Origin of the sequence: Okeania sp. SIO1H4 (assembly GCF_010672695.1) — a bacterium.
Taxonomy (GTDB): Bacteria; Cyanobacteriota; Cyanobacteriia; order Cyanobacteriales; family Microcoleaceae; genus Okeania; species Okeania hirsuta.
Genome location: NZ_JAAHGB010000160.1, coordinates 1 through 2,551, shown reverse-complemented (window position 1 = coordinate 2,551; position 2,551 = coordinate 1). Strand labels below are relative to the sequence as shown.

General features: G+C 41.2%; 1 protein-coding gene. It reads right to left on the bottom strand.

Annotation, left to right across the window (positions count from 1 at the left end; all coding sequences use genetic code 11):
• Positions 1 to 111 precede the first annotated feature (111 nt).
• The gene (gene ltrA / locus F6K06_RS33340) at positions 112 to 1,953 is read right to left on the bottom strand and encodes a group II intron reverse transcriptase/maturase (RefSeq protein WP_375340285.1); all 1,842 of its coding nucleotides are present in this window, start codon (positions 1,951 to 1,953) and stop codon (positions 112 to 114) included.
• Positions 1,954 to 2,551 lie beyond the last annotated feature (598 nt).

Here is a 2,551-nt window from a genome sequence, read left to right as displayed (position 1 = left end):
TGTTAAACTAAGCCAGGCAAGTTACCTTGACCGACTCGTCTTCAGAACCGGACGTGAGACTTTCACCTCATCCGGCTCCTCTCTTAAACGTCCCTTGTCATGGGTACATCCCTACTTCAGTATCAACATATCATCAACCCATAAATAACTTTCAGGTAAGTCCTGTGGCTTAAATTGTGGATATGTCTTGTTATCTGATGCAGTTTTAGTATCGTGGCAATGTCGGTGCAACAATTGTTTGTTCTTATATGTGTTGTCACCACCTTTAGACCTTGGTTTTATATGGTCAACTTCAATTAGGTCAGTTGGTCTAAAGGTTAGTCCACAAGATGCGCATTTACCTTTTTGTCGCTTAAGTAGCGTTGTGACTTCTTTCCTTACGCCTGGATGTTTACCGATTCTGCTACCCCAATAAGTCCAGTCACCGTCATAAGGGGATTTATTACCTTTAACTTTGATGTGCCTTATAATAGGTATATCTGAGTGTCGGTTTAGTATATACTCACCGTCGTTAAGTAACCAATTTCTGGTCTCTTTGCAGCGAGGGAAATACTTTTTCTTTACCCATTTAGCCGACTTATTTGGATGCCTTCTACTGGCCCATCTCCATATTCTTACCCATAGGAGGTTATCTATTTTGCTGAATACCTCTTTACTGGCGACGGCTGAGAAGTAGTTAGCCCATCCTCTTATTACCGGATTTAACTTAGCTATTAGAGCTTTAGTCGGGGCGGTTTTATTCTTATCAAATATATCCGCCAGTTTTCGATAATGAGTTTTTATACTCTTGGAGGAGGGTTTAATCAGAGTCTTATATCCTTGTTTGGTTGACTTTACCTTCCATTGCCTGACTGTAAAGCTAAGAAAGTCAAATCCAGGTTTGTTCCCTTCATATTCTTCTAAGGTGTGGACAATTTTGGTCTTTTCTGGTTTTAGCTCTAATCCTACCTGGTTTAACCACTCCTGTATTACGGCTTTTGCTTGCAGGACTACTTTGATGTCTTCATGTAGGATAACGAAATCATCAGCGTAGCGTACTATGGTAAGACTTTGACATTTACTTTTCCAACCTTTTTGATTACCTTTTTTGTTTTTAAGGTCTATAGTTTTGGCAAATTCCATTAGTCTTTCCTCCATACCGTGCAGGGCGATGTTTGCTAGTAAGGGTGAAATTACCCCTCCCTGTGGTGTACCTTCCACAGATTCTAGGAATTGATTGTTGTCCATCACTCCAGACTTTAACCATTGTTTAATTAGTCGTCTGTAGGGAGATTGACCTATCTTTCCTAGAAGTGCATCGTGGTTAATTCGGTCAAAACACTTAGATATATCGGCATCTAACACATATTTAGGTTTATGATTGATGCTAGTGTGTATGGCTACGATGGCATCATGCGTTGACCGTCCTGGCCTAAAACCATAACTGTTAGGTTCAAAGTGTGCCTCCCATTCTGGTTCCACACCCAACTTAACCAAGGCTTGTAACGCACGGTCGTACATTGTTGGGATTCCAAGCGGTCGCTTCTCATCCCTTCCTGGTTTTGGTATCCAGACTCTGCGGGTTGGACTTGCTTTGAGGCATCGCGTATTTAATAAGTCAACTAGGTTAAATCTCTGTATTGGTGGTAGATTTTTGATTCCATCTATACCCGCAGTTTTCTTCCCCTGGTTATCCTGGGTCACGCGCCTAACAGCTAGCAACCTAGCGTAGTAACTTTTGGTCAGAAGTTTTTGGTACTTACGCATCTTGCGGATTTCGCCACGGCTGGATGCTCTGTAAATTAACTTTTGCAACTTAAATACATATTTTTCTACCTTCTTCCAATTAATATCTTTCCATTTAAGGTTAGGATTGATACTAACTTGATTCGGTATATCGTCTGTATCCCATGCCACGCTTAAAAATGGTCTAGGATTTCCTAGTTTTCTTTTTAGTGTTTTAGCTTTATTCATAGCTAATTGTTACTTTACATTACGTCTAACAGTGGATACGTCTGCAAATTAATGCTTATTATCCAATCCTACTCTCCCTAAGACCTACGTCCGATTGCGTAGATTGACCTTGAATGGCTTCCTAAGTTATCGACCTATATTCTTAGGTGTCTTAGAGAGGTTTTCTCGTTCCCTTATTCCTTTTATTACGGCTAATTTAGTGGGGTAAAATCTCCCGGAGGGTTCGGTATGGTTGCTGATAATTCCGAAATTATGAAATTATCCATTGACCCCCTGACTTTCGTCCTACATTCCATAGTTACCTTTGGAATGGTTTCGTGTAACGAGAGTTTAATTACCTTCCTGTTCGTCCACTTGTCAGCCTTTGCTTGCGGTATCGTTCTTGGTAACTGGTATTTTCCCGCTTTTAGGCCAGCTTCACCAGTTTGATATTCAGTCTCACCAGTGTGGCCTATGCTGTCAACCCAACAACAAGGCGGATGGAATTTCACCACCAAGGTAATAAGAGTTATTCACAAGTCGAGGTTGTCCTCATGTGGTGACTTGGAACGGCCATTTATACCCAGTTTCCTGGTTTAGTGGCCAACGAGTCACACAA

Excerpts from the sequence above, each read along its gene's own strand:
- ltrA (WP_375340285.1), bottom strand. The coding sequence starts at position 1,953 with ATGAATAAAGCTAAAACACTAAAAAGAAAACTAGGAAATCCTAGACCA.